The organism is Pseudoduganella sp. HUAS MS19 (assembly GCF_053615455.1).
The window spans coordinates 5,659,934-5,684,622 of record NZ_CM132133.1 but is presented as its reverse complement, the minus strand read 5'-3'; the positions used below and the strand labels follow the sequence as shown (position 1 = coordinate 5,684,622).

The 24,689-nt window shown below is 64.1% G+C and carries 27 protein-coding genes; 17 read left to right on the top strand and 10 right to left on the bottom strand.

All coding sequences use genetic code 11. The features are described 5' to 3' along the window. Positions 1-57: 57 nt before the first annotated feature. A complete protein-coding gene (locus ACWBU6_RS26025; protein ID WP_452646225.1) occupies positions 58-1,047 on the top strand; it encodes a hypothetical protein in 990 nt (329 codons plus the stop codon). Here the strand turns inward: ACWBU6_RS26025 and lnt are convergent. Together lnt and ACWBU6_RS26015 are read right to left on the bottom strand one after the other, a co-directional pair. After that, positions 1,044-2,582 carry an apolipoprotein N-acyltransferase gene (gene lnt, locus ACWBU6_RS26020; protein WP_452646224.1) on the bottom strand — a complete coding sequence of 513 codons (1,539 nt, stop codon included), beginning with the start codon at positions 2,580-2,582 and terminating at the stop codon, positions 1,044-1,046. The genes ACWBU6_RS26025 and lnt overlap by 4 nt on opposite strands. Continuing rightward, positions 2,582-3,460: an HlyC/CorC family transporter gene (locus tag ACWBU6_RS26015; RefSeq protein WP_452649621.1), complete on the bottom strand. Its 879-nt coding sequence runs from the start codon at positions 3,458-3,460 to the stop codon at positions 2,582-2,584. Before ACWBU6_RS26015 ends, lnt begins: the two co-directional genes overlap by 1 nt. Positions 3,461-3,684: 224 nt before the next feature. Between ACWBU6_RS26015 and ACWBU6_RS26010 the strand changes: the two genes are divergently transcribed. Next, positions 3,685-3,924: a hypothetical protein gene (locus ACWBU6_RS26010; protein WP_452646223.1), complete on the top strand. Its 240-nt coding sequence runs from the start codon at positions 3,685-3,687 to the stop codon at positions 3,922-3,924. On the opposite strand, the gene ACWBU6_RS26005 is transcribed toward ACWBU6_RS26010, so the two are convergent. Then, entirely contained in the window at positions 3,921-4,805 is an 885-nt protein-coding gene (locus ACWBU6_RS26005) for a LysR family transcriptional regulator (protein ID WP_452646222.1), read from the bottom strand. The two genes, ACWBU6_RS26010 and ACWBU6_RS26005, sit on opposite strands and share 4 nt — an antisense overlap. A gap of 114 nt (positions 4,806-4,919) precedes the next feature. On the opposite strand from ACWBU6_RS26005, the gene ACWBU6_RS26000 reads away from it, so the two are divergent. The 9 genes from ACWBU6_RS26000 to ACWBU6_RS25960 all read left to right on the top strand — a co-directional run bounded on the left by ACWBU6_RS26000 (position 4,920) and on the right by ACWBU6_RS25960 (position 14,728). Then, positions 4,920-6,086, top strand: coding sequence for an MFS transporter (locus ACWBU6_RS26000; protein WP_452646221.1), 1,167 nt, complete (start codon positions 4,920-4,922; stop codon positions 6,084-6,086). Then, complete coding sequence (locus ACWBU6_RS25995; protein ID WP_452646220.1) at positions 6,083-6,511, top strand: hypothetical protein; 429 nt, start codon at positions 6,083-6,085, stop codon at positions 6,509-6,511. The genes ACWBU6_RS26000 and ACWBU6_RS25995 overlap by 4 nt, the downstream gene beginning before the upstream one ends. A 100-nt stretch (positions 6,512-6,611) precedes the next feature. Next, positions 6,612-7,502, top strand: a complete 891-nt coding sequence (gene aepX / locus ACWBU6_RS25990) for a phosphoenolpyruvate mutase (RefSeq protein WP_452646219.1) — start codon at positions 6,612-6,614, stop codon at positions 7,500-7,502. A gap of 37 nt (positions 7,503-7,539) precedes the next feature. Then, a complete protein-coding gene (locus tag ACWBU6_RS25985) occupies positions 7,540-8,733 on the top strand; it encodes a pyridoxal phosphate-dependent aminotransferase (RefSeq protein WP_452646218.1) in 1,194 nt (397 codons plus the stop codon). A 44-nt stretch (positions 8,734-8,777) separates the two neighbouring features. Beyond that, positions 8,778-9,593 carry a phosphocholine cytidylyltransferase family protein gene (locus ACWBU6_RS25980; RefSeq protein ID WP_452646217.1) on the top strand — a complete coding sequence of 272 codons (816 nt, stop codon included), beginning with the start codon at positions 8,778-8,780 and terminating at the stop codon, positions 9,591-9,593. An 18-nt stretch (positions 9,594-9,611) separates the two neighbouring features. Next, entirely contained in the window at positions 9,612-12,239 is a 2,628-nt protein-coding gene (locus ACWBU6_RS25975; protein ID WP_452646216.1) for a YidC/Oxa1 family membrane protein insertase, read from the top strand. Next, complete coding sequence (locus ACWBU6_RS25970) at positions 12,236-12,862, top strand: LysE family translocator (protein WP_452646215.1); 627 nt, start codon at positions 12,236-12,238, stop codon at positions 12,860-12,862. The genes ACWBU6_RS25975 and ACWBU6_RS25970 overlap by 4 nt, the downstream gene beginning before the upstream one ends. An 11-nt stretch (positions 12,863-12,873) precedes the next feature. Beyond that, positions 12,874-14,229, top strand: a complete 1,356-nt coding sequence (locus tag ACWBU6_RS25965; RefSeq protein WP_452646214.1) for a CDP-glycerol glycerophosphotransferase family protein — start codon at positions 12,874-12,876, stop codon at positions 14,227-14,229. 28 nt (positions 14,230-14,257) lie between these two features. Continuing rightward, on the top strand, positions 14,258-14,728 hold the full coding sequence (locus ACWBU6_RS25960; RefSeq protein WP_452646213.1) for a hypothetical protein: 471 nt from the start codon (positions 14,258-14,260) through the stop codon (positions 14,726-14,728). Positions 14,729-14,755: 27 nt separating this feature from the next. On the opposite strand, the gene ybeY is transcribed toward ACWBU6_RS25960, so the two are convergent. Genes ybeY through miaB form a run of 3 tightly spaced genes read right to left on the bottom strand, consistent with a single transcriptional unit; the run spans position 14,756 to position 17,596 of the window. Further along, positions 14,756-15,214 (bottom strand): rRNA maturation RNase YbeY, encoded by a 459-nt coding sequence (gene ybeY / locus ACWBU6_RS25955; protein ID WP_452646212.1) that lies wholly within the window; start codon positions 15,212-15,214, stop codon positions 14,756-14,758. Continuing rightward, the gene (locus tag ACWBU6_RS25950) at positions 15,198-16,265 is read right to left on the bottom strand and encodes a PhoH family protein (RefSeq protein WP_452646211.1); all 1,068 of its coding nucleotides are present in this window, start codon (positions 16,263-16,265) and stop codon (positions 15,198-15,200) included. Before ACWBU6_RS25950 ends, ybeY begins: the two co-directional genes overlap by 17 nt. Continuing rightward, complete coding sequence (gene miaB, locus ACWBU6_RS25945) at positions 16,262-17,596, bottom strand: tRNA (N6-isopentenyl adenosine(37)-C2)-methylthiotransferase MiaB (protein WP_452646210.1); 1,335 nt, start codon at positions 17,594-17,596, stop codon at positions 16,262-16,264. The genes ACWBU6_RS25950 and miaB overlap by 4 nt, the downstream gene beginning before the upstream one ends. A 94-nt stretch (positions 17,597-17,690) precedes the next feature. On the opposite strand from miaB, the gene ACWBU6_RS25940 reads away from it, so the two are divergent. Continuing rightward, the gene (locus tag ACWBU6_RS25940) at positions 17,691-17,993 is read left to right on the top strand and encodes a hypothetical protein (protein ID WP_452646209.1); all 303 of its coding nucleotides are present in this window, start codon (positions 17,691-17,693) and stop codon (positions 17,991-17,993) included. 205 nt (positions 17,994-18,198) lie between these two features. Further along, positions 18,199-18,543, top strand: a complete 345-nt coding sequence (locus ACWBU6_RS25935) for a hypothetical protein (protein ID WP_452646208.1) — start codon at positions 18,199-18,201, stop codon at positions 18,541-18,543. 13 nt (positions 18,544-18,556) lie between these two features. On the opposite strand, the gene ACWBU6_RS25930 is transcribed toward ACWBU6_RS25935, so the two are convergent. Then, positions 18,557-19,402 (bottom strand): HDOD domain-containing protein, encoded by an 846-nt coding sequence (locus ACWBU6_RS25930; protein ID WP_452646207.1) that lies wholly within the window; start codon positions 19,400-19,402, stop codon positions 18,557-18,559. After that, positions 19,399-19,737, bottom strand: coding sequence for a hypothetical protein (locus ACWBU6_RS25925; protein ID WP_452646206.1), 339 nt, complete (start codon positions 19,735-19,737; stop codon positions 19,399-19,401). The genes ACWBU6_RS25930 and ACWBU6_RS25925 overlap by 4 nt, the downstream gene beginning before the upstream one ends. Before the next feature lie 119 nt (positions 19,738-19,856). Between ACWBU6_RS25925 and ACWBU6_RS25920 the strand changes: the two genes are divergently transcribed. Genes ACWBU6_RS25920 through ACWBU6_RS25910 form a run of 3 tightly spaced genes read left to right on the top strand, consistent with a single transcriptional unit; the run spans position 19,857 to position 22,284 of the window. Next, positions 19,857-21,452 carry a sensor histidine kinase gene (locus tag ACWBU6_RS25920; RefSeq protein WP_452646205.1) on the top strand — a complete coding sequence of 532 codons (1,596 nt, stop codon included), beginning with the start codon at positions 19,857-19,859 and terminating at the stop codon, positions 21,450-21,452. Positions 21,453-21,505: 53 nt separating this feature from the next. Then, positions 21,506-22,051 (top strand): DUF1697 domain-containing protein, encoded by a 546-nt coding sequence (locus tag ACWBU6_RS25915; RefSeq protein WP_452646204.1) that lies wholly within the window; start codon positions 21,506-21,508, stop codon positions 22,049-22,051. A gap of 59 nt (positions 22,052-22,110) precedes the next feature. Further along, entirely contained in the window at positions 22,111-22,284 is a 174-nt protein-coding gene (locus ACWBU6_RS25910) for a hypothetical protein (protein WP_452646203.1), read from the top strand. Positions 22,285-22,391: 107 nt separating this feature from the next. Here ACWBU6_RS25910 and ACWBU6_RS25905 read toward each other — a convergent pair whose 3' ends face one another. Beyond that, positions 22,392-23,123: an SDR family NAD(P)-dependent oxidoreductase gene (locus ACWBU6_RS25905; protein WP_452646202.1), complete on the bottom strand. Its 732-nt coding sequence runs from the start codon at positions 23,121-23,123 to the stop codon at positions 22,392-22,394. A gap of 101 nt (positions 23,124-23,224) precedes the next feature. On the opposite strand from ACWBU6_RS25905, the gene ACWBU6_RS25900 reads away from it, so the two are divergent. Further along, positions 23,225-24,124: a LysR family transcriptional regulator gene (locus ACWBU6_RS25900; protein WP_452646201.1), complete on the top strand. Its 900-nt coding sequence runs from the start codon at positions 23,225-23,227 to the stop codon at positions 24,122-24,124. Here ACWBU6_RS25900 and ACWBU6_RS25895 read toward each other — a convergent pair. After that, positions 24,121-24,669, bottom strand: coding sequence for a CGNR zinc finger domain-containing protein (locus ACWBU6_RS25895; protein ID WP_452646200.1), 549 nt, complete (start codon positions 24,667-24,669; stop codon positions 24,121-24,123). The genes ACWBU6_RS25900 and ACWBU6_RS25895 overlap by 4 nt on opposite strands. Between the last annotated feature and the right edge of the window lie 20 nt (positions 24,670-24,689).

The following is a 24,689-nucleotide window of genomic DNA, read 5'->3' as shown; positions in this document are numbered from 1 at the left end:
CGATCAAAGCCAGGGCGTGCGGCCGGAACCCCGCCCGCGCCGGGCCGTCCAAGCTGCATGGATACGCCAAACGCCGACTATGACTCCGTCTGGAAGCAGGCGATCGAACGCTACTGGCCTGATTTCACAGTGCTTTTCCCGCGCGAAGCGTGGGGAAACCGTCCTGCGCCCGAGAGCCTGGACCAGGAATTAGGCAAATGCTCCCGCGAGAGCACACTGGGCCTGTTCCGGGTCGATAAGCTGCTCCGCGCCCAGGGCGAGGACGGCCAGCCATGCCTGTGGCATATCGAAGTCCAGGTCGCTCGCCAGCGAGGGTTTGCGGAGCGCATGTTTGTTTGCCAATATCGCCTTTATGACCAGTTTCGGCTGCCAGTGCGCAGCATCGCGATCTTGGGCGACCGTAGTCCGACTTGGCGGCCCCATCGATTCGATCTCTCTGCGGGCGACACCCGCACCACGTTCGCTTTTGAAACCGTCAAGCTGCGAGACCTTGAAGACTTCATGGCAGAACTGATTCTTAGCGACAACGTTTTTGCGTGGCTGGTCGCGGCACATCTGTTCACCCTGCGCACGCGCAGGGAACCTTCAGCATGCGCGATCGTCAAAGACAAACTGCTGGCTGGCCTGCGAGCGGTTGGATGGGAACAGGCAAAATTCCGCGACGTATATGACCTCGTTGATCGAATGATGGGTTTGCCGAAAGCCTGGCAGCAGGCGATCGAGCAGCAGCAGGATCTTTTGGAGGGGAGAACTGACATGGCCTGGAAATACCTATGGGAAGAGCGCGCGGAACAGCGGGGAATGGCACGCGGCGAAGCGCGGGGTGAAGCAATTGGGGAAGCAAGAGGTGAGGCAAGAGGTGAAGCAAGAGGCGTGGTTCGTGGCCGACTGGAAGCGTTGCGAAAAATGCTGTGCGATCAGCTCGAAATCCGTTTTGGGCCGATCGACGACGGCGTGCGGGGCAAAGTCGAGGCCGGCTCTCAGGATGAGTTGCAACGATGGTGCCTGGCGGTGGTGAGCGCCAGGACTATTGATGAGGTGTTTTAGCTGCGGCGCTGGCGCGACCAGAGCCAGGCGGCGGCGATGGACAGGGCGGCCAAGGCGAGGAACAGCTTGTTCTGCAACTTGATGTAAGGCGTGTCGCCGGACATGCCTTGCACCGTTGCGCTCAACACGCCCGGTTGGCGGTAGGGCAGGGCGTGCGCCACTTCGCCGCGTGGCGAGATCACGACCGTGGCGCCGCTGTTGGTAGCGCTCAGCATGGGCCGGCCGGTCTCCAGCGAACGCATTTGCGACATCTGCAAGTGCTGCGGGATGGCGATCGATTCGCCGTACCAGGCCAGCTCGGAGACGTTCAGCAACACGGTTGCGCCGGTCAGCGAAATCTGCTCCGCGATCTCTTCACCGAACACATTTTCGTAGCAGATATTCGGCAGCACTTTCTGGTCCTTCACCGGGAAGGGCGCCTGGATCACTGCGCCGCGCGTCTGGTCGCCGAGCGGGATCTGCATCAGATTGGTGAACCAGCGGAAGCCGGTCGGGATGAATTCGCCAAACGGCACCAGGTGGTGCTTGTCGTAGCGGTAGGTGCTGGCGGCCAGGGTGGGCGGCAGGCCCAGCACGCTGTTCGAATACACCACGCCATTGGTCATCGGTATGCCCAGCACGATATGGCTGCCGGTACGGCGCGCGAACTGGCCGTAGGAGTCCAGGTAGCCCGGCGGCAATTGCGAAGCGAACAGTGGCACGCCGGTTTCGGGAATCGCGATCAGGTCAGCCGGGGCGGACGTCACCACCTGCTGGTACATGCGCAGGATCTCGCCGAGATGCTTGCTGTTGAATTTGTTCTGCAGCGGGACGTTGCCCTGCACCAGGCGCACCGACAACGGCTTGCCCGATGCCGTGGTCCATTCGATGCGCCCCAGCGCAAAGCCGCCCATCCAGATGGCAACAAGCAGCGCGATAGCCTTGTAGCGGAAAGGATGCATCAGCAGCGGCAATGCGCCGGCAGTGACGGCGGCGAGCCAGCTGATGCCGTATACGCCCAGCACGGGAGCATACCCGGCCAGCGGCGAAGTATTGTGGGCGTAGCCCGCCGTTACCCAGGGAAAGCCGGTAAACAGCCAGCCGCGCAGGAATTCGAACAATGCCCAGCACGCCGGCAGCACCAGCAGCGTGGCGGCCGGCAGCGGCAGGGACCAGCGCTTGCGCAGCCAGGCGGTAGCGGCCATGGCGCCGCAGGCATACAGCGCCATCGCAGCCGCCAGCAGGGCGATCGATATGGCTGCCAGCGGCGCGGGCATGCCGCCGAAGCGGTTGATCGCGACGTACAGCCAATGGAAACCGGCCAGGCACCAGCCAAAGCCGAAAGCCCATCCGACCAGGGCGGAGGCGCGCACGCCGTCGGCACGTAAGGCCTGGTACACCAGCATTGCCAGGGACAGGATCTGCAGCGGCCACCAGCCAAACGGGGCAAACGCAAACACGCCGGCCGCGCCGGCCACGGCGGCGATCAGCATGCGGCTATGGGTAGAGCGGGGCGCGGCAGGCGGTTCGCCTGCCTTGGTCTTACGCCAGCGCATCAGTCCTGCTCGTCCACCGAGGCGGGCAGTTTTTCAACCGTCAGCACATGGACCTGGCGCGCGTCGGCGCGCAGCACTTCGAAGCGCAGGTTGGCGATGTCGAAGGTGTCGCCCTTGTGCGGCATGCGGCCCAGGTGCTTGGCCACCAGGCCGCCGATGGTGTCCACATCCTCGTCGGCCAGGTCGGCATCGAGTTCTTCGTTGAACTGCTCCAGCTCGGTCAGCGCCTTGATGCGCCAGCGCGGGCCGATCTTGCCTTCCTTGATGGAGAGAATATTGTCTTCCTCCTCGTCGAAGTCGTATTCGTCTTCGATATCGCCGACGATCTGCTCCAGCACGTCCTCGATGGTGATCAGGCCGGCCACGCCGGAGTACTCATCGACCACGATGGCCATGTGGTTATGGTTGGCGCGGAAATCGCGCAGCAGCACGTTCAGGCGTTTCGATTCCGGGATGAAAATCGCCGGGCGCAGCATGTCGCGCACGTCGAACTCTTCCTCCGCGTAGTAGCGCAGCAGGTCCTTGGCCAGCAGGATGCCGATCACCTTGTCGCGTTCACCCTCGATGGCGGGGAAGCGCGAGTGGGCCGTTTCCAGCACCAGCGGGATCCATTCCTCGATCGGTTTGGTAATGTCGATGACGTCCATCTGCGAACGCGGCACCATGATGTCGCGCGCCGACAGGTCCGACACCTGGAACACGCCTTCGATCATCGACAGTGCGTCGGCGTCGATCAGGTTGCGTTCATGGGCGTCGTGCAGGACTTCAAGCAGCTCCGAGCGGCTCTCGGGCTCAGGGGAAATCAGGGCGGTGAGTCGCTCGAACAGCGACCGGTGTGGTTTAGCGTCATTCCTGACGCTACTAGAGTGCTCTTGCATAATTGGCATGAAAGCCGTTGTTCCGAAGTGCTATAGCATACACTAAACGGCCGAGTCCCGGCCGAAATTATCAGATTGGAAACTCGTGCAGATCAGTGCAGTCACCTATGGTTCCGACCAGTGCGGCCTCGTTTGCGCTTACCTGTTCGGGCGCGGCCCGCAGCCGGTGCCGATCGAGGCCTCCGGGGCCGAACAATGGCTGGGCGAACATGCCGTGCTGGCCAATGAATACTACGACAGCCTGCATGAAGAGGGCGCGCTCGACGCGCAACGAGCAGGCCGACGACACGCTGGTGGCGGTGGTCAACGACGTGCTGCGCGACTTCAGTTTCGACCCTGGTGTGTTCCGGCTGCTGCAACGGCCGCCGACCTGGGCCAGCGAGGCCGACCGCCACATTGCCGGCAGCGTGGCGCTGTTTACCGTGGCGGCGGGCGCCTGCCTGTTCCGCCAGCGTAACGATTAGCGCATCCCGCGCTCCTTCAGCCACTGCGTGAAGGTGTCGACGCGTGGCGACGCGCGCTGCCGGCCCACGGCAAACGAGTACGTGCCGCTTTCGATGCGGGCCGGATGGATGCGCTGCAATGCGATGCCTTCGACCATTGCCGCAACAAAGGCCTCCGGCACCACCAGTACACCAAGCCCCTGCATGGCGGCCTGGATCGCCAGGACGGTATTGTCGAACTCAATGGTCGGGGCCAGCATCCGTGGCTCCATGCCATGGGCCTTGCTCCAGCCGGGCCACAGGTCGGGCCGGGACCGCATGCCGATGCGCGGCACCTTGGCCAGCCAGCGCATGCCGTCCGGCTCCGGCGCGCCCAGCGTCGATGCGAAGGCCGGACTCGATACCAGGACACAGCGCTCTTGCATGAACGCCTGGGAAGGCAGCCCGCGCAATTCTGCCGGATCGCGCCGCAGGAAGACGTCGACCGGTGCCGAGGGATTGATATCGCCGTCAACGGTGCGCACGTCGACGTGGATGTGCGGATAACGCTGCCGGAAATCCGGCAGTTGGGGAATCAGCCAGTGCATGGCCAGCGTCACGCTGGTATCGACCAGGATGGAATGCTGGCTTCCCGTTCCCCCGGATGGCTCCAGCACGTCGATGATGCCGGCCAGCTGGTCGGCGACCTTGTCGTGCAATTGCCGGCCGGCGACGGTCAGCGTGGCCGAATTGCCGCTGGTGCGCTCGAACAGCACTTGCTTGAGACGCTCTTCCAGCGCCTGGACCTGGCGGCTGACCGCGCCCGGCGTCTGGTGCAGCACCTGCGCTGCCTGGCGGAAGCCGCCTTCCCTGACAACGACGCAGAACACATACAGCGCATGGAGCGGGGGGCGAACAGTCATCGATAACTCAGCGTGGTGGTGTTGAAAAATACTCAACACATCATACCAAATTCTCGTTTGATTGCCAGAGAGGCAATCTGCACACTGCGCATATGACAAATTGATGACATAACAATGCGTTTTCAATGCCTGGTTCCCGTGCTGTCCCTTGCCCTGCTGGTGTCGTGGGGCAGCCTGTACTACGCCTTCGGCGTCCTGGGACACGCCATGCAGCAGGACCTGCACTGCAGCGCCGGAACGCTGACCGGCGCCTTTTCCGTGGCCTTGCTGGTGTGGGGCCTGGCCACCTACCCGGTCGGGGTGGCGATGGACCGCTGGGGCGCGCGCAGTGTGATGATGCTTGGCGCCGGGCTCGCCGCGGCCGGCCTGGTCGGATTGAGCGGCGCCAATTCGGTCGGGATGGCGTATGCCATGTGGGCCCTGCTGGGCCTGGCCATGGCGATGAGCCTGTACGAACCGGCCTTTGCCCTGGTGGTGCAAAGCTATGAGAGCGGGCACAAGCGCCGCATTGGCTGGCTGACCATCGTTGGCGGCTTGGCCAGCACCGTCTTCTGGCCCCTGAGCTATTACCTGGGCCAGCGTATCGGCTGGCGCAATACGCTGCTGCTGTATGCGGCCATGCATTTGCTGCTCTGCGTGCTGCTGCAGTTCAGCCGCCTGCCGGCCGGCCAGCGCGCACCGGCGCCGCCGGTCCCGCAGCGCAGCGCGCGGCCGGCCCGCCACTCGGTGCTGGGCTACCTCTCGCTCTGCTTCGCAATATGCGGCTTCATCACCGCCGCCATGGCGGTACAGGCGATACCGATGCTCGAGTCGCGCGGCTTTGCCCCGGCAACGGCCCTGAGCCTGGCGGCCTGCATCGGCCCGATGCAGGTGGCGAGCCGCACCGCTGACCTGGTTTTCGGCCGCCAAGCGAGCGTGCAGCGCGTGGGCATGTTCACCCTGGGGTTGATGTCGCTGTCGCTGGCCGCCTTGTGGCTGGCCGAATGGCTGCCCGCCCTGTCCTTGTTATTCGTTGCAGCCTACGGCCTGGCCCTCGGGCTGCTCACGGTGGTGCGCGCGGCGGTGCCGCTGGAGCTGGCCGGCACCGAAAGCTATGCGGCCAATAGCGGCATTCTGGGCGCCCCCTCCCTGCTGGCGCGTGCCGCCGGGCCGGTGGGCGCCGCCTTGCTGGTGAAGGCATCGGGCAGCCCGGGCACGGTGTTGATGGTGTTGCTGCTGGGATCGCTATGCGGCATGTTGCTGTTCTGGCGCGCATGGCACTTCGGCCAGGAGGCAAGGTGAACCCGACCCTGGCGCGTTTTGGCTATCCGGCTACCGCAGTCACCGAATACGAGCATTGGGTTGTGCTGCTCAGGCCGCTGCAGACAACCCCCTTGAGCTGCATTATCGCGGCCCGCGCGCCGGTCGACAGCCTGGGCGGGCTGAGCCCGCAGGCCGGGGCGGAATTGCCGCAGCTGATACGCAGTTTCGAAGCCACCGTCAGGCGGCTGGTCCCGGCCGTGAAGTTCAACTACCTGGCGCTGATGATGGTTGATCCCAATCCGCACTTCCACGCGATCCCGCGCTATGCCGCGCCGGTCGAAGTGCTGGGCCGCACCTACTGCGATATCGCATTTCCGCGTCCGCCGGATGTCCTGAGCGGCGCCGGGCTCGACGCGGCAACACTGAAGGCATGGCAGGAGCTTCTGTCTACCCATTGGGAGTAGTCCTCCCCGTTTGTCCGGACCTTCCCCGCCGGCGGCACGCGGCAGGGGATGGGTTTCCCTTTCAATATGAAGCCTGACTTAATAAGGAAAACAAGAAACTATGATGACTTCCGATAAACGCCGCTCGGAATTCAAGCGGCTGCTGAACAGCAAACGCTGCCTGCGCGCCCTCGAAGCGCACAGCCCGATTTCCGCCTTGCTGGCCCAGCACGCCTGCTTCGAACCGGCTCCCGGCCATACCGTGGGTTATGACGCCATCTGGTCGAGTTCCCTGACCGACTCCACCCAGAAGGGCCTGCCCGACATTGAAATCCTCAGTGCCAGCAACCGCCTGCTCAATGTGCATGAGATCTTCGACGTGTGCGCATTGCCCATGATCTTCGACGGCGATACCGGCGGCAAGCCGGAACACTTCGCCCTGCACGTGAAGGCGCTGGAGCTGGCCGGCGTATCGGCCGTGGTGATCGAGGACAAGCGCGGCCTGAAAAAGAATTCCCTGCTGGGCAACGATGTGCTGCAACTGCAGGACTCGATCGAGGAATTTTGCGACAAGATCCGGGCCGGGCGCGCCAGCCGCATCACCGACGACTTCATGATCATCGCGCGCTGCGAAAGCCTGATCCTCGAGCGCGGCATGGACGACGCGCTGCAGCGTTGCCTGGCCTATGTGGAAGCGGGCGCGCACGGCATCATGATCCACAGCCGGAAAAAAGACGGCCAGGAGATCATCGAGTTCGCGCGCCTGTTCCGCCAGCGCCACCCCGATGTGCCGCTGATCTGCGTGCCGACCAGCTATGCGCACCTGAAGTTCGAAGAACTCGAACGCGCCGGCTTCAATGTCGTGATCTATGCCAACCACATGCTGCGCAGCGCCTACCTGGCCATGAAAGGCGTGGCCGAAGACATCCTGCGCAACGGCCGCACGCTGGAAATCGAACCGCGCTGCCTGGGCATCGACGAGATCCTGCGGCTGATCCCAGGCACGGCCTGAGCCGTACCCGTTTGCCCATCCAACAAGGAACCACAACATGACACTCGCGCAACGCACGAAAAAAATCGCCCCGCCTGGCACTTCCAGGATGCGCACCATTGCCAACGAGCTCAAGGCACAGGGACTGCATGTCGTCAATTTCGCCGCCGGTGAACTCGATGGCGACACTTCCGACACGGTCAAGCAGGGCGCCCGTGAGGCGATTGACGCCGGCAAGAATATTTACACGCCGACCATGGGCGCACCGGCACTGCGCAAGCAGCTCGGCGCACTGGTCTCGCAGCACACCGGCGTCGACTACGCGCACGACGAGGTGGGCCTGACTGCCGGCGCCAAGCAGGCGCTGTACAACGCCGCCATGGTGCTGCTGGACCCGGACGATGAAGTGATCATCCCCAACCCGTACTGGGTCACCTTCCCGACCCAGGTGGAACTGGCGCAAGGACGCCCGGTCTTCATTGAAACGCGCGAACATGGCTACCAGCTCATGGCCAGCCAGGTCGAACAGGCGGTCACGCCGAAGACCAAGGCCCTGATCATCAATACGCCCAACAACCCGAGCGGCGCCGTCTACCAGGGAGCGGAGCTGGCGAAGATCGCCGCCCTGGCGCTGCAGCACGACTTCTGGATCATTTTCGACGAATGCTACGCCTCGCTGGTGCGTGCCGGCCACCGGCATGCGCACATCCTGGCCATCGAGCCGCGCCTGAAGGAGCGCATCGTGCTGGTCAATTCCTTCTCGAAAAGCCATGCGCTCACCGGCTGGCGCCTGGGCTACGTGGCCGCGCCGGCCCACGTGATGAAGGCGATGGAAAACCTGCAGGGGCATACGACTTCCAACCCGAGCAGCGTGGCGCAGCACGCGATCAGCTATGCGCTGGCGCGCGAGGACGGCCAGTTCATCGCCCGCGTCAACCGCACCCTGGATGAGCGGCTGCGCCGGGCGCTGGCCATCGTGGCCGACATGCCCGCGGTGCGGGTGGCCGAGCCGCAAGGCGCGTTCTACCTGTTCCTCGATATCTCGGCCCACCTTGGCAAGCAGCTCGACGGCACCGTCATTGCCGATGTCGACCAGTTCTGCGAAGCGGCGCTGCGCGAGGCGCGCATTGCCATGGTTTCCGGCGCCGCCTTCGGCGACCCAGGCTCGGTACGCATCTCGTATGCGATCAGCACCGACGACGTGGTCGAAGGTCTGCAACGCCTGCGCCAGCTGCTGCAGCGGCTGCGCTGAGCCACGCGCTTTCACATCCCAACACTTTGACTACGGATATCAAGATGATCAAGCATTCCGTCGGCCTTGGCGCCGATACCCACGCCATCATTCTGGCTGCCGGGCTGGGCAGCAGACTCAAGGAAAATACCCGGGCCATTCCCAAATGCCTGGTACCGGTTTCGGGCCGCCCGATCCTGGAACGCATGCTCGAGCAACTGGGGGCGCTGGATGTGCGCCGGGTCACGATCGTGGTCGGCTACCTGGACCATGCGATCCGCCAGTTCGTTGCCGGCTGGTCCATGTTGCAGCCGCGGCCGATGCAGGTCGACTTCGTGTTCAACGAACGCTATGCGCAAACCGGTTCCGTCTTTTCGCTGGAAATGGCACTGCGCGCTGCGGAACCGGAACGCGACCGCCAGCACCTGCTGCTGATCGAAGGCGATGTGGTGATCGACCGCGACCTGCTGCAGCGCCTGCTGGAGCAGGGCGTGCGCGGCGGCGAAGCGGCGACCCTGTTGGCGCCGTACGAACCGGCGCTGAGCGGCACCTTCGCCTGCGTCGGCGAGGGCGTGGTGACGGCCTGGCTGCATGAAAGCGTGCGCGCTCCCGGCTTCGGCCTGGAAAGCAGCTTCAAGACGGTCAACCTGACCTTCGTGCGGCGTGGCTTGCCGCGCGCCCAGCTGCTGCGCCAGGTCAGCAGCGTGATCGGGCGCGCCGGCGTCACGGCGCCGCTGGAATACGCCATGCAGAACCTGGTGGGCGAAGGCATACGCATCGACGCGGTCGGCACTGACGGTTTGCCATGGTTCGAGGTCGATACGCCGGAAGACCTGGCCATTGCCAACATGCTGTTCCCGCCGCTGGCGGCGGTAGCCTAACCGGACAGGGACTGACTGATGCTGGATTTATTGAATGCGGCACTGATCGAGCCCATACGCTGGGCTTTGCTGTCGGTGCTGGAGCTGGCCTATGCGATGAGCGGCAGCCACGGCGTGGCCCTGCTGATCCTCAGCGTGTCCTTCAACCTGCTGCTGGTTCCGGCCTACCACTGGGCCGAATGGCTGCAGGGCAGGGAGCGCGACGTGCAGCGGCGCATGCGGCCCAAGATCGAGGAGTTCACGGCCGTGTTCCAGGGCCAGGAACGGCACATGATGCTGCGCCAGCTGTATCGGCTGCACGGCTATCATCCGGTGTACGCGCTGCGCGCGCTGGCGCCGCTGGCCATCCAGGTGCCGTTCTTCATTGCCGCTTTCGGCCTGCTGACGCACTACGTGCCGTTCCAGGGTGCCGCCTTCCTGTTCCTGCGCGACCTGTCGCGGCCGGACGGCCTGCTGGGCGGGGTCAACCTGTTGCCGCTGCTGATGACGGCACTCAACCTGTATGCCGTGCAGATCTATTCGCGCCAGTTGTCCCGCTCCGACTGGGTGCAGGGGGTGGTAGTGGCCCTGGTCTTCCTGGCGCTGCTGTACGCCTCGCCCAGCGGCCTGGTGCTGTACTGGACCTGCAACAACCTGCTGTCGGTACTCAAGAGCGCCTGGTATGCGCGCCGGCTGCCGGCGCCGCCGGCCGCCGCCCCGCACCTGGCCACGCTGCTGGAAGAGGTGCGCGCCAGCTGGCGCAGCGGCCGCACGCAGCGGCTGCTCGACAGCCTGGGCGGCACCCTGCAGTCGAGCTATAGCCTGGCTTGCGCCAGCCTGTTCGTGCTGCTGGCAGTCGCCTTGCCGATCGGCTTTACCAGCCTGGAAGACAATGTCGACGGCCTGGCCGGCTACGTCGGCTTCTTCATCGCGGGCAGCCTGGCGGCGGCGCTGCCGTTCGGCCTTGCCTGCGTGCTCTGGTACCGCGTGGCAGGACGGGCACTGCGCGCCTGGAGCACATATGCGATGTTCTGCATCATGCTGCTGGCGCTGGCGTTCGCCTTCATCCACCAGCCCGACGCGGGCATGATGGACAACTTCACCTTCTTCACGCCGAAGGCGCTGGCGCCGAGCGCCGGCAAGGCGGTGCTGGACATCGTCCTGCTGGCGGCAGTGGCGACCCTGGCATGGTGGCTGGCGCTGCGCCGTCCGGCTGCCATGCGCCATACCATGGCGGTCGTGCTGCTGGCAGGCGTGGCAAGCAGCGCCCTCAGCCTGATGTCGCTGGACACGCGCATCCGCAAGAACATGGCCGCCGCCTTGCCCGACGGCGCCAAGCTGTTCCAGTATTCCCGGACGCAGCCGAACGTGCTGCTGGTCTTCCTGGACGGCGCCATGAGCGGCTATATGCCGGCCATCCTGGAGGATGAGCCACAGCTGGCGCAGCAGCTGCGCGGGTTCAGGTGGTACCCGAATACCATCTCCTCCGGCAACCGCACCATCAACGGCCTGCCGTCGGTGTTCGGCGGTGAGGATTACACGGTCGGCGGCATCAATGCCCGCGCCGATGGCACGCTGAAGGAAAAGGTCAGCGACGCGTACCGGATCTTCGTCGACAACTTCCACGCCAAAGGGTACGCGGTGCAGTATGCCGACCCGTTCTGGTTTGGGCTGGTGCGCAGCGGCGACTGCGAATTGTTCAATGCGCAGTATGCTGCCGACGGCAAGGGCCGCTGCATCCATTCCATCGGCCGCGGCGTGGAAGCGCGCAAGCGGGCCGTCACGGCGGAACGCAAGCCCGAGTTCTTCTTCGGGCTGGCGCGGCAGTACCTGGCGCTGACGGCATTCCGCGTTGCGCCGCACTCGCTGAAAAATGCCGTCTACGACAACGGCAAGTGGCTGTCGCTGTCCTTCGCCTGGAAAAAGCGCATGGACAAGTACCTCAACAATTACTTCAGCCTGGCCGCAATGCCCTCCTTGTCGAGCGTCGACGCCGACCGCCCAACCTTCAATTTCATCACCAACGAAGCGCCGCGCGCCACCTTCCTGCTGGACCAGGACTGCCTGCCAAGCGGCGGGCAGGGCGGCACCGCAGGCCGCAGCGCGCCGCGCTTTGCCGACCAGGAGACGCAGAAGATCTTTGAGACCCACCGCTGCGTGCTGCGCGGGGTCGGCAAGTTCATGGACTGGATGCGGGCCGAAGGCATCCTTGACAACAGCTATGTGGTGTTTGCCTCGGACCATGGCTGGGTCTCCGACAACCCGCTGTTGGACGGCATCCAGGGCCAGCAGACATTCTCGATGTACCAGGCATTCCTGATGGTGAAGGATTTCAACAGCAACGGCGAGCTCGAGCGCGATCCACGCTATATCGCGAATTTCAAGGTGCCGGGCCTGATCTGCGACACGATCGGCGGCTGCCAGGACAAGGCGAGCGGCAAGCTGATCCGCTACACCCCGCTGGCGGGCCCGGTCACGCTGTATGAGACGCCATGGCAGCCGGCCGGACAAACGCAGCATCAATTCGTGATCGAAGCCATGCACCAAAACAACGGCCCTGTGAACTTGCAGGCGAGCTGGAACATGGTGCTGGACCAGCAACTGGCGGCAGCGGCACCGCCCGCCCAGGCGGCCAGGCTGGCGCTGACTGTAAAGGAGAAACAATGAGTAACACGTACTGGATTTTTGTCGTCATGGTGATTTTCACGGTGTCCAGCCCGGGCCCCGGTGTGCTGATGACGCTGGATAATGCCATCGCCAGCGGCTGGCGGGCTGCCATGCATGGCGTGTTCGGCCTGGCAATCGGTGCCGCGGTCATGGCCGGACTGTCGTCGGCCGGCATCGGGCTGGTGATCCGTTCGTCGCCGCTCCTGTTCATGCTGTTGAAATACTGCGGCGTCAGCTATCTGTTCTACCTGGCCTACAAAACCTGGTACCGCGTGCCCACACCGATCGGCGCCAGTACGGCCGAGGCGCCAGCCGACGGCCAGCGCAGCCGCTTGGTGCGCGGCGCCCTGCTGCAGACGAGCAATCCGAAGTCGCTGCTGTTCTTCCTGTCCGTGCTGCCGCAGGTCGCCGGCGCCGCCGGCTCGGCGCAGCAGCAGATGCCGCTGGTGCTGGCCATCGCCACCTATTGCGTGGTACTGATCGTGATTCACGGCATGTACGCAGGGCTGGCGGCACGCGCCAGGATCTGGCTCAGCCGGCCGCGCACGGCGCGTGCCTTGTCGCGCCTCAGTGCACTGGTGTTTTTTGCCTTCGGCCTCACCATGCTGACGCTGAAACTTTGACCGGAGCTGCCATGTTCAATTTCACGAATCAAACTGCGGCGGCCCTGCTGTACCTGGACCCGGGCACCGGCAGCCTGCTGTTCTCGGTCATCGTCGGCATTGTCAGCACCGCTTATTTCGTGGCCAGGGATGTGCTGTACCGTTCCAGGGCACGCATCGCTCTGCTGTTCTCGCCGGCCGCGCGCGCCGCCTTGCGTGCCGCCGGCGACGCGCAGCATGCCGTGGTGTTTTACAGCGAAGGCAGGCAATACCAGGGGACTTTCCTGCCCTTGCTGCAGCAGATGGCGCGCCGCGGCCTGCCTTGCCTGTACCTGAGCAGCGATGCGGCCGACCCGCTGCTGGCACTGGGCCAGCAGGGCGAACATCGGCTGCTGCAAACCGAATGCATCGGCAGCGGTGCGATGGCGTGGGCCCGGCTGCGCACCTTGCGCGCCCGGCTGGTCTGCATGACCACGCCGGGACTGGATGTATTGCAGATCCGCCGCTCGCCGCATGTGCAGCACTATATGCATATCGTGCACTCGCCGACCGACAAATCGTTCAACCGGCCGTATTCGTTCGACTTCTTCGATTCGGTGCTGTTGAACGGGCCGCACCAGGAGCGCGTGATCCGCGAGCTGGAAACGCTGCGCGGGCGCAAGCGCAAGGACCTGTTCTATATCGGCTGCATCTATTACGACGGCCTGGCAGCGCGCCATGCGGTGGCCCAGGCGCGCGCCAGCGCCGCGGCAGCTTCCGCCCAGCACAGGCCACTGCGCGTACTGCTGGCGCCGACCTGGGGCAAGAACGGCCTGCTGGCCCGCTTTGGCAGCCGCCTGATCCGCGAACTGGCGCAGGGCGATACCCAGGTGATCATCCGCCCGCACCCGCAAAGCGCGCGCTCGGAGCCGGAGATGCTGCAACAGCTGCGGCAGGAGACTGCATCCATGGCCAGCTGCCGCTGGGACATCAGCGACGATCCGGTGGATGCGATGGCCATGTCGGACATCCTGGTCTCCGATATTTCCGGCATTGTGTTCGACTATGCCTTCCTGACCGGACGTCCGGTGCTGACGCTGGATTTCGAAGTCGACAAGCGCGGCTTCGAAGCGATGGACCTGCCATTCGAGCCTTGGGAGATCGGCAGCCTGGAATTGCTGGGACGGCGTATCGGCATGGATGACCTGTCTTCCTTGCAGGACATCATCGCCCAGGAGATCGGCAGCCCGGGGCGGGCCGAGCAGATCCGGCGCCTGCGCAGCGCGTATGTCTGCAACTTCGGCCACGCCAGCGGTCCTGCGGTCGAACTGATCGCCAACCTGGCGGACCTGCAGCCGCAGCCGGATACCCTGATCGGGGACTTTCCGGCAGCGGGAGCGCCTGCCTAGCTGCACGGCCATGGCCAGGAACACAGGCATGGCAGGGCGGCTCATGCTGGGGGCGGGTTTGCTGCTGGCGCTGCCCTTGTCGCTGGCATGGCTGGCGGCGCGCCTGGCGCCCCAACTGGGCCAATGGCCGGCCGGCGGCGCATCGCCGCTTGCTGCGCAGGCGTTGCCGCAGCTTGTGCTGGTGGGGCCGCTGCTGGAGACGGGGCAACTGCTGCTGGCGGCGGCGCTGGTCGGGCGCCTGCCGGCGCAGCGCAGCGCAGCCGCCGGGCAGGGCATGCTGCCGTGCGCCGCCATAATCGCCTTCGCGTTTGTCGCCAGCCATGTTGCGCTGCGAGGCACGGGCGCATTCGCCTCGCTTCCTATGGCGCTCCTGTTATCGGCCGGCGCCGTGCTGGCGGTGCGCCAGGCCAGGGCGGCCATGCGGGCGGCGTATGGGGCGGCCCTGTTCGCGGCCCATGCCTGGTATAACGCCGCGCTACTGGCACTCGGCCAGGCTTGAATCGCCCCGTCCGGGACGGTGGGGCGCTCAGTACGGGTCGGCGTAACCGAGGCCGGTGACGATTTCCGTTTCGATGCCTTCCATCTCGGCCGCTTCCTCGTCGTCTTCGTGGTCGTAGCCCTGGGCGTGCAGCACGCCGTGCACGATCAGGTGGGCGGTGTGCTCTTCCACCGTTTTCTTCTGTTCGGCCGCTTCGCGCTGCAGCACGTCGGTGCACAGGATGATGTCGGCGCGGGTTGGTTCGTCCTCGGCCACTTCCTCGCCCTCGTTATAAGCAAAGGTCAGCACATTGGTGGCGTAGTCCTTGCCGCGGTAGTCGCGGTTCAGTTCCTGGCCTTCTGCCGCGTCGACGAAACGGATGGTCAGTTCGGCCGGCGCGAACAGGGCTGCCTTGACCCATTTGCGGATCATCGGGCGGGTGATTTCTTCCTGCAGGCGCGGGTCGGCGTATTGGACGGACAGGGCCAGCTTATTTTTTTCGGACATTGCGCACAGCTTTCACAGCGGGTTTGACGGTTTGCAGCAGGGGGGCGATTTCGGCGCTGGCTTCCTGGGCGTTTTCATAGGCATCCACGATGCGCGCCACCAGCGGATGGCGTACCACGTCGGCGCTGGAGAACTGGCTGAATGCAATGCCGCGCACATTGCGCAGCACATGCATGGCATCGACCAGGCCGGACTTCTGGTGCTTGGCCAGGTCGATCTGGGTCACGTCGCCCGTCACCACGGCCTTGCTGCCAAAGCCGATACGGGTCAGGAACATCTTCATCTGTTCGACGGTGGTGTTCTGCGCCTCGTCCAGGATGACAAAGGCGTGGTTCAAGGTGCGGCCGCGCATATACGCCAGCGGTGCGATCTCGATCACCTGCTTCTCGAACATTTTCTGGGTGCGGTCGAAGCCGAGCAGGTCGTACAGCGCGTCGTACAGCGGGCGCAAATACGGGTCCACTTTCTGCGCCAGGTCGCCCGGCAGGAAGCCCAGGCGCTCGCCGGCTTCCACCGCAGGGCGGGTCAGGATGATGCGCTTGACGGCGTCGCGTTCCAGCGCGTCGACCGCGCAAGCGACGGCAAGGTAGGTCTTGCCGGTACCGGCCGGGCCGATGCCGAAGCTGATGTCGTGGTCGAGGATGTTGCGCAGGTAGCGGATCTGGTGCGGCGTGCGGCCGCGCAGGTCGTTGCGGCGCGTCTTCAGCACCGGGCTGGTGATGTCCGGCTCGTGGAAGGGCGGCTCTTCGCCCGTCGGGGCGAAATCGTCCGGCGCTTCGCTGGCGCGCTGTTCGACCAGGGCGAGCTGCACTTCCTCCACCGGCACCACCTTGTCGGCCACTTCATAGAAGCGCTCCAGGATGGCAACGGCGCGTTCGGCATTGGTGCCGCTGACGATGAACTTCTCGCCGCGGCGGAAAATGGTCACGTCCAGCGCCGCGGAGATCTGGCGCAGGTTTTCATCGAGCGGGCCGCACAAATGGGCCAGGCGCGTATTGTCCAGTGGTTCTGGAACGAAGTAGTGCGGTTGCACCGGGGTTTTGGTTTTCAAAGTATCGCTTCTCCGCGCAGGGAGTAATCCAGGCTTTCAATGATGCGCACGCTGACCATCTGGCCGACCAGTGCCTGCGCATTGGCGCCGCCGTCGAAATGGACGGTGCGGGTATTGCTGGCGCGGCCCTGCACTTCGTTGCCGCCGCGCTTGGACCGGCCTTCCACCAGCACCTGCATGGTCATGCCGACCATGGCAGCGCTGTGGCGCCTGGTGTTTTCATCGAACAGGGCTTGCAGGCGCTGCAGGCGGGCCGATTTCACCTCGGCCGGGGTGTCGTCGGCCAGGTTGGCGGCCGGCGTGCCGGGGCGCTTGCTGAAGATGAAGCTGAAGCTGTTGTCGAAGTCGACGTCCTGCACCAGCTTGTACATGGCCTCGAAATCCTCGTCGGTTTCGCCGGGGAAGCCGACGATGAAGTCGGACGAGATCACCACGTTCGGGCGCACGGCGCGCACCTTGCGGATGATGGATTTGTATTCCAGCGCCGTGTAGCCGCGTTTCATGGCGCCCAGGATCTTGTCCGAGCCATGCTGGGCCGGCAGGTAGAGCTGGTCGGCCAGTTTCGCAATCCTCGCGTAGCAGTCGATCAGGCGCTGGGTGAATTCCTTGGGATGGCTGGTCACGAAGCGGATGCGTTCGATGCCGGGAATCTCGGCCACGTATTCGATCAGCATGGCGAAATCGGCGACGCTGCCATCGGCGGTCTCGCCGCGGAAGGCATTCACATTCTGGCCAAGCAGCATGACTTCCTTCACGCCCTGCGCGGCCAGGCCGGCGACTTCGGTCAGCACGTCTTCGAAGCGGCGCGACACTTCCTCGCCGCGGGTGTAGGGCACCACGCAGTAGGAGCAATACTTGGAGCAGCCTTCCATGATCGAGACATAGGCGAAAGCGCCCTCCACGCGTGCCGGCGGCAGGTGGTCGAACTTTTCGATCTCGGGGAAGCTGATGTCGATCTGCGGCTTGCCGGTGTGGCGGCGCAGTTCGATCATCTTCGGCAGGCGGTGCAGGGTTTGCGGGCCAAACACCACGTCCACCAGCGGCGCGCGCTTGACGATGGCTTCGCCCTCCTGCGAGGCGACGCAGCCGCCCACGCCAATCACCAGCCCAGGCTTGGCCTGCTTGAGCTTTTTGAAGGTGCCCAGGTCGGAAAACACCTTTTCCTGCGCCTTTTCGCGCACCGAGCAGGTGTTCAGGAGGATGACATCGGCCTCTTCCGGGGATTCGGTGCGTACCAGTCCCTCGGACGCGCCGAGCAGGTCTGCCATCTTGTCCGAGTCGTACTCGTTCATCTGGCAGCCGAAGGTTTTAATAAAGACTTTTTTCTGCATACCCGCAAGTTTACCGTAAATCGCCAATCGTCCCTTGAAAACGGGCCCGGCGAGCTCTAGAGTTAAAAGAGCAATTTTCTGCGGGAGCGATGTCATGGCTATCAATGGAATAGGACCGACCACCCCGAGTTTCCAGGTCAACAGTGCGGCCGCCGAGCGCCGTCTGGCCGAACAGCGCCAGCTGCAGCAGGAAGAGCAGCGCATCCGCGAACAGCAAACGGCGCGTACCGAGCAGATCAGCACCCGCCGGGAAGAGACCCGCGCCCTGGAGCAAGCCCAGTCAGCAGAGCTGCAAGACTTCCTTACCCGGCAAGACCTGCTGGTCCAGAATGCCCAGGCTAACCGCCCCACGCCGGGCACGCCGGCGCCGGGCAGCATCATTTCCGTTACGGCCTGAAATATCCGCGTAACACAATTTCCTTGTGGTTCTTTCGTGCGACACAGGAATAATGACTGTGTTGAAATGGCATTGTTGTCAAGATTTTCGGCAAATCATCGCCAAGTCTTGATGTTGAACAAGGTTCGCTTCGCAGAGCAGCATGAAAATTTAGCAAGACTGCAAGGCCCTTTCCTCAACACTCCACTGTCAAGAGAGGATCATCATGGCACACCACGCTCTCGCTTCGCAGGAAAGCTACAACCCGAATCACCTGCTGGACATCCTGCTCGGCAAAATGCAATTGAAGAACGACGCTGCGCTCTCGCGCATGCTGGAAGTTGCTCCGCCTGTAATCAGTAAGATCCGTCATCACCGCTTGCCAGTCGGCGCTTCGCTGCTGATTCGCATGCATGAAGTGACAGGCATGAGCATCCGCGAACTGCGTGACTTGATGGGCGACCGCCGCACCAAGTACCGCCTGTCGGATGCCCAGGGCCGCCCGAAACCAGAGGACAAGCCGGTCGGCTCTTCGGCCCAAGGCGGCATGCCGCAAGCCAGCGCGCACTGAGCGCGCCGGCGCCTCAGGTCATCAGCACCAACGCAATTTCCTCATATTGCAGTTCCGTTTCGCGGAACAGGTGCAGGAAAGTGTCTTCGCCCAGGTTGAGCGCTTTCCACGCGATGGGGGAAACCGGCGGCACCAGGTCGTCCGGTTTGCGCACCAGGTCCAGCGCATGCACCACCGCGTCGGCCACGTGCACGATGGCAGCCAGGAAGCCGGCCCCCGGCGTCCCTGGCTCGTGGTGGCCGGCAATGGCCAGCCGCATCGTGTCTGAAAAATTCCAGTGTTCCGCCAATGCCAGCCCGGCTTCGACGTGGTCGATCCCGAGCACGGCGCGTTCCGCCTCCAGCATATAGCAGTCGTTTTCCTTCTGGTAGGCGATCACCTCGGCGTACAGGTCCGGGAAGGTCGACACCAGCACCAGGCGGCCGATATCGTGCAGCAAGCCCGCGGTGAAAGCGTAATCCTGGTTGAAGCGCACGTGGCGCGCCAGCACCTTGGCGCAAGCGGCCGTGGCGATCGAATGGCGCCAGAACATATTGTGGTCGAAGCCGGGGCACAGCTTGTCGGCGAAACAGCCGGTCACGGCCGCCGCCGTGATCAGGTTGCGCGTGCTCTGGAAGCCCAGGAAGGTGATCGCCTGCTGGATCGTGGTGACTTTGACCTGCAGCCCGAACAGCGATGAATTGGCAAGGCGCAGGGTCTTGGCCGTCAGGGCCTGGTCGTGCGAAACCTTTTTGGCCAGCACCGCGATATCGATTTCCTCCTGGTCCACGCTGTTCAGCAATTCCATCACCACAGCCGGCAGCGACGGCAGGTCGTCCAGGTTCTTCACCACGTCGTCGTAACTGATTTGTCCGCTCATGGCATCTCCTTGCCGACGCGGAATTCGGTGACCAGCGCGCGCAGCGCGTTGGCGGCCCAGTCCTCGGCATTGGCCGGATCGTGGCGCCGGAACAGCAGGCCGATGCGCGCCAGCTGGGCTGCGCGTTCGGCGGCCGTGCGGGCCGGATCGGGCGGCGTGTCGTCGACCACGGCCAGCGATTCGATGCCGTGGCCCTGCAAGCGCTCCAGCATGCGTTCGGTCAGCACGGCGCCAGCCGGCAGCAGGACGTGGCCTTGCGTGTCCAGCAGTTCGTCCGAAAGCACCATGCCAGGCTCGACTTTAGCCAGCGGCAGGTGGCGGTATGTGCCCGTCATTTTGTTCTCCATTGTTTGCAAAGCAAATCTTACCTCAGTGATGAAAAGCCATCATCCTTAAAATCTTGCCAAGCACCACTGCATCCCTTACATTGGTGGGAATTCGGGGGAGGGAGTGAATGTTTGGTATCCAAGGCCGGCTGACCGCACTGTTCGTGGTGATTGTCACCGTTGTGCTGGGCATTTCCGGCACTTATGCGCAGTACAGCCTGGGCCATGAACTGGAAGTGGCCAACCAGCGCCTGCGTGAAGGGGTGCTGACCCGTTTGCAAACCAGCTTGCCTTCCGCCCTGTGGGACCTGGACAAGGCCAAGGTCGACAATATCGTAGCGGCCGAGATGCTGCCGCCGGAACTGGTCGCCATCCGCGTCTATGACACCTCGGTCGGCCTGTTTTCCGGCAAGCGCCGCAAGGAAGACGGCAGCATCGTCCCCATTGAATCCGAAACTGCCGTGCCGGGCGCCCCGGTGGTGGCCGACCTGGCATACCGCGATGCGGGCGCCGCCGGCAGTGCCTTGAAACCGGTGATCGTCGGCCGCGTCGTGGTCAATTTCAGCCGTGCCCAGATCGACGCCACGCTGGCGGCCGAAGTGCGGCGCAAGGTGGTGGAGGTCCTGACACTCGACCTGATCCTGGTGGTGGCGCTGGCGCTTTCCCTGCGTATCGTGTTCGACCCCTTGAAGAAGCTGCGCGACGGCCTGTTCGAGCTGGCCACCCGCGGTTCCGACGAAGTGGAGGAACTGCCGGAAAAGCGCAGCGATGAGCTGGGCGATGTGATCCGCGGCTTCAACGCCATCCAGCGCAAGGTTAAATCGATCATCAAGCGCACGCGCGAAGCGGAGGACCTGGCGCGCCGCTCGGCGCAGGAAACAGCGCAGGCATTGGACGACCTCCAGCGCACCCAGGAATCGCTGCTGCAGGCCGAGCGCCTGGCGTCCCTTGGTTCGCTGGTGGCCGGCGTGGCGCATGAGATCAATACGCCGGTCGGCATCGCCCTGACCAGCGCCTCGGTGCTGATGGATGCCACCACGGCCGTTGACGAGTCGATGAAAGCCGGCCAGGTGAAGAGGTCCGAGATCCAGAAGTACATCGACACGGCCGGCGAAAGCGCGCGCCTGATCATGAACAACGCCTATCGCGCCGCCCACCTGATCCACAGCTTCAAGCAGATCGCGGTCGACCAGGTCAGCGAAGCGCGGCGCCGCTTCGAACTGAAGGAATACATCGGCGAGGTGGTGTCCAGCCTGCAGCCAAAGCTGAAGAAAACCCGCATCGTGGTCACGATCAACTGCCCCGATGACGTCGTGCTGGACAGCTATCCCGGCGCCCTGGCGCAGGTGATCACCAACCTGACGCTGAACTGCGTCGAACATGCCTTCGAGCCCGAAGGCGCTGGCAATATCGATATCAACGTCATCCCTGACGGCGACAACATCGAGATGCAGGTGGTCGACAACGGCAAGGGCATCCCCGCCGATATGCTGGACAAGGTCTTCGATCCCTTCGTCACCACCCGGCGCGGGCAGGGCGGCACCGGCCTCGGGCTGAACATTGTCTTCAACCTGGTGGTCAAGCAGTTCGGCGGCAGCATTTCGGTGTCGAGCACGCCGGGCCAGGGCGCCAGCTTCGTGTTCCGTATCCCGCGCGTGACGCCCGGCGACGAGCACGGAGGCAAGCACCCGGACGCGCCCTTGCACGCGCCATCGGTGAGCTGAGCGCCGCCGCGGCCGCAACTGCCGCATACTGCAGCCATGCAGGGAGGAATGTCATGGATAAGCAGCGCCTGATTGCCTTGCTGCGCGGCATAAATGTCGGACGTGCAAAGCGCGTTGCGATGGCCGACCTGCGCAAGGTGCTGAGCGATATGGGATATAGCGATGTGCGCACTTTGCTCAACAGTGGCAATGTCGTGTTCGATTGCAATGCCAGCGATGCGATCGATTGCGCTGCGCGCATCGAGGAAGCGCTGGTGTTGAAGCTCGGCGTCCCCGCCAAAGTCACCGTGATCGAAGCCGTCCAATTGGCCGAGATCGTCAAGGAAAACAGCCTGCAGGACGTGGCCCATGACCATTCGCGCCTGCTGGTGGCTGTCCTCAACAAACCGGATGAAGACCGCGGCAAGCTGGAACCGCTGGCGCGGCAGAGCTGGCAGCCGGAAGCGTTCGCACTGGGCCGTCACGCCGCTTATATCTGGTGCCCGGACGGGGTGCTGGCCAGCCGCGCCGCCGCTGCCATGGGCAAGGCGCTGGGCGATGCGGTCACCTCGCGCAACTGGAACACCATCAGCAAATTGCACGCGATGGCAAATAATTAGTTGTCGAGCGGCACGTTGAGCGTCTAAAATCGCTTGTCCACGATTTTGTCAGATGAATAATGAAGATTACTGATTCGATAAGAGGAGCCATGATTCTTGGCGCCGTGGTATTGGTCCTTGTCATCGGCGGCTTTGCTGTGGCCGACAATGGCTGGCAGAAAGTCAGTTGCATTGGGCGCGCCATTGCCGGTGGTGTCGCCTTGAGCAATATCCACAGCGTTTGCGGTTTATGACGGGCGCGCGCGGCGCCCCGCCACCGATTCACATGCCCCTCCCCGGTTGTCGGTTCCCGCCTCGTCGATGATGACGGCGTGGCGGCCGGCCTTTGTCCACACCTGGTTTACCAGTTGCCCGCAGCAGCGCCGTCGTCGACCGTCAGGATATGGCCGGAGATGAAAGTCGAATCGGTCAGGTAGAGCACCGCCTCGGCGATGTCGTCGGCCGTGCCCATCCTGTGGGTCGGCACCAGGCCTTTCAGGAATTCCTGGGTGGCGGCGTCCGGGCTGTGCAGCGGCGTGCCGATGATGCCCGGCGCTACCGCATTGACCTTGATGTTCTTGCTGGCCACTTCCAGCGCCAGGGCGCGGGTTGCCATGTTCAGTCCGCCTTTGATCAGCACCGGTAGCACGGCGGCCGCCTTGGCCGGCGTGACACCCAGGCTGGCAGTGATGTTGACGATATGGCCGCCGCCGTTGGCTTCCATATGGCGCACCGCTTCCTGCGCGGGGAACAGGAAGCCCTTCAGGTTGGTCGCCACCAGGGCATCGGTCTCGGCTTCGGTGTAATCGACGGCCGGCTTGGCGATGAAGATGCCGGCGTTATTCACCAGGATGTCGACCTTGCCGAAACGCGCCGCCGCTGTCCCGAACAGCTCCTTGGCGGTGGCAGGCGAGGCGATATCGCCGGCGACCGGCAGGAAGTTGGGCGGGTTGCCCAGTTGGGCTGCCGCGGTTTGCAGGCGCGCCATGGTGCGCGCATTGCCGATCACGTTGTAGCCGCGCGCCAGGTAAGCCTTGGCAATGGCAAAACCCAGGCCGCTCGAGGCGCCGGTGACGATGGCTGTCTTGGTCATGTTGAACTCCATGAGATTGGTGAAGGTGAGCCCACTATACTTATGCTGTTTCGGTAGATAAATATGGCTTTTGGTATTTGACTTGATACATGGGGTAATGAATGCGGCGCCATTTCGATGATATGCAGCTGGGCAGCATCGAGCTGTTCGTGCTGGCGGGAGAGCAGGGCAGTTTCACCGCGGCAGCGGCGATGGCCGGCGTGACCCCGGCGGCGGTAAGCCGTTCGATTTCACGGCTGGAAGAGCGCCTTGGGGTGCGCCTGTTCGTGCGCACCACACGACAGATTCGCCTGACCGATGGCGGCCAGGTGTATTTCGAGCAGTGCCGGCAAGCGCTGGCGCAGTTGGTGGAGGCAGAACGGGAGGTGACCGGGCAGCAGGCCACGCCATCCGGCAAACTGCGTATCAGCGTGCCGACGCCTTATGCGCACTATCGCCTGCTGGAGCGTGTCGCAGCGTTCCGCCGGCAGTTCCCCGGGGTGCAGCTCGAAGTCCACGTCAGCAACCGCAACATCGACTTCGCGGAAGAGGGTTACGACCTGGCTGTGCGCGGCCGTGCGCCGCAGGATTCAACCCTGGTCGCACGCAAGCTGGAGGATGCCGAACTGGTCCTGGTAGCCGCGCCATCCTACCTGAAGCGGCGCGGCAATCCCGCATCGCTGCAGGACCTGGCCGGGCATGACTGCATCCAGTTCGTCCTGCCCAGCACGGGACGGCTGATTCCCTGGCAGTTCATGCGCGACGGCGCGGAGATCGAACTGGCGGGCGGCGATGCCCTTGTGTGTGCGGAAGACTTCCTCGGCATGGGCACGCTGGCTGTGCATGGCGGCGGCATTGCGCAAACCTATCGCTTTGCCGTGGCGCGCGAGCTGGCCAGCGGGGAGCTGGTTGAATTGCTGCCGCAGCATGGCGGCTGCTCGCGGCCGTTCTACCTGATTTACCCGCACGCGCGCCACTTGTCGCTGCGGGTGCGCAGCTTGGTCGATTTCCTCTTGCGCTAGCTTTCGTGCTGGCGCTGGCGAAAGGCCGCCACCTTGTTGCGGTTGCCGCACAGCGTCATACTGCACCAGCGGCGGCGGTGGGATTTGGTGCGGTCCAGGAACCATAGCGTGCACGCGTGGTCTTCGCATTTGCGCACCAGCCTGAAGTCGGCCGTTGCCAGCAACTGCGCCGCCGCTTCCGCCAGCGGCGCCAATAGCTGTTCTGGCGTGCGGGCAGCGTAGCGCGTGTGCAGCGACAGCCCATCCCCACTTTCTTCCACCAGCACCAAGTGGCGCTCGGCATGCGCCAGCGCCGCATTCAAGGCTGCGACGCCGAACCGCCTGCCAGCCTTGCGCGCTGCCACGGCGCTGCGCACCGTCTCACGCAAGGCACGCGCCGCCGCCAACAGCTCGCCCGGCTGGCCGGGAGCCCTGGCGCTTGCCGCAAGCTGTCCTGCCGCCGCCAGCCAGGCCATGACGTCGGCATCGCCGTGCCAGGTTTCCTCTCCCTGCACAACGGTATTGATCAAGTCCAGCGCCGGATGATCACCATAGAACTCAAGCATTTTCCTGTCCTCCTGCTTTG

Coding starts and splice junctions, on each gene's coding strand:
- ACWBU6_RS26025 (WP_452646225.1), top strand. CDS start 58: ATGGATACGCCAAACGCCGACTATGACTCCGTCTGGAAGCAGGCGATC.
- lnt (WP_452646224.1), bottom strand. CDS start 2,582: ATGCGCTGGCGTAAGACCAAGGCAGGCGAACCGCCTGCCGCGCCCCGC.
- ACWBU6_RS26015 (WP_452649621.1), bottom strand. CDS start 3,460: ATGCAAGAGCACTCTAGTAGCGTCAGGAATGACGCTAAACCACACCGG.
- ACWBU6_RS26010 (WP_452646223.1), top strand. CDS start 3,685: ATGAATACTACGACAGCCTGCATGAAGAGGGCGCGCTCGACGCGCAAC.
- ACWBU6_RS26005 (WP_452646222.1), bottom strand. CDS start 4,805: ATGACTGTTCGCCCCCCGCTCCATGCGCTGTATGTGTTCTGCGTCGTT.
- ACWBU6_RS26000 (WP_452646221.1), top strand. CDS start 4,920: ATGCGTTTTCAATGCCTGGTTCCCGTGCTGTCCCTTGCCCTGCTGGTG.
- aepX (WP_452646219.1), top strand. CDS start 6,612: ATGATGACTTCCGATAAACGCCGCTCGGAATTCAAGCGGCTGCTGAAC.
- ACWBU6_RS25985 (WP_452646218.1), top strand. CDS start 7,540: ATGACACTCGCGCAACGCACGAAAAAAATCGCCCCGCCTGGCACTTCC.
- ACWBU6_RS25980 (WP_452646217.1), top strand. CDS start 8,778: ATGATCAAGCATTCCGTCGGCCTTGGCGCCGATACCCACGCCATCATT.
- ACWBU6_RS25975 (WP_452646216.1), top strand. CDS start 9,612: ATGCTGGATTTATTGAATGCGGCACTGATCGAGCCCATACGCTGGGCT.
- ACWBU6_RS25970 (WP_452646215.1), top strand. CDS start 12,236: ATGAGTAACACGTACTGGATTTTTGTCGTCATGGTGATTTTCACGGTG.
- ACWBU6_RS25965 (WP_452646214.1), top strand. CDS start 12,874: ATGTTCAATTTCACGAATCAAACTGCGGCGGCCCTGCTGTACCTGGAC.
- ACWBU6_RS25960 (WP_452646213.1), top strand. CDS start 14,258: ATGGCAGGGCGGCTCATGCTGGGGGCGGGTTTGCTGCTGGCGCTGCCC.
- ybeY (WP_452646212.1), bottom strand. CDS start 15,214: ATGTCCGAAAAAAATAAGCTGGCCCTGTCCGTCCAATACGCCGACCCG.
- miaB (WP_452646210.1), bottom strand. CDS start 17,596: ATGCAGAAAAAAGTCTTTATTAAAACCTTCGGCTGCCAGATGAACGAG.
- ACWBU6_RS25940 (WP_452646209.1), top strand. CDS start 17,691: ATGGCTATCAATGGAATAGGACCGACCACCCCGAGTTTCCAGGTCAAC.
- ACWBU6_RS25935 (WP_452646208.1), top strand. CDS start 18,199: ATGGCACACCACGCTCTCGCTTCGCAGGAAAGCTACAACCCGAATCAC.
- ACWBU6_RS25930 (WP_452646207.1), bottom strand. CDS start 19,402: ATGAGCGGACAAATCAGTTACGACGACGTGGTGAAGAACCTGGACGAC.
- ACWBU6_RS25925 (WP_452646206.1), bottom strand. CDS start 19,737: ATGACGGGCACATACCGCCACCTGCCGCTGGCTAAAGTCGAGCCTGGC.
- ACWBU6_RS25920 (WP_452646205.1), top strand. CDS start 19,857: ATGTTTGGTATCCAAGGCCGGCTGACCGCACTGTTCGTGGTGATTGTC.
- ACWBU6_RS25915 (WP_452646204.1), top strand. CDS start 21,506: ATGGATAAGCAGCGCCTGATTGCCTTGCTGCGCGGCATAAATGTCGGA.
- ACWBU6_RS25910 (WP_452646203.1), top strand. CDS start 22,111: ATGAAGATTACTGATTCGATAAGAGGAGCCATGATTCTTGGCGCCGTG.
- ACWBU6_RS25905 (WP_452646202.1), bottom strand. CDS start 23,123: ATGACCAAGACAGCCATCGTCACCGGCGCCTCGAGCGGCCTGGGTTTT.
- ACWBU6_RS25900 (WP_452646201.1), top strand. CDS start 23,225: ATGCGGCGCCATTTCGATGATATGCAGCTGGGCAGCATCGAGCTGTTC.
- ACWBU6_RS25895 (WP_452646200.1), bottom strand. CDS start 24,669: ATGCTTGAGTTCTATGGTGATCATCCGGCGCTGGACTTGATCAATACC.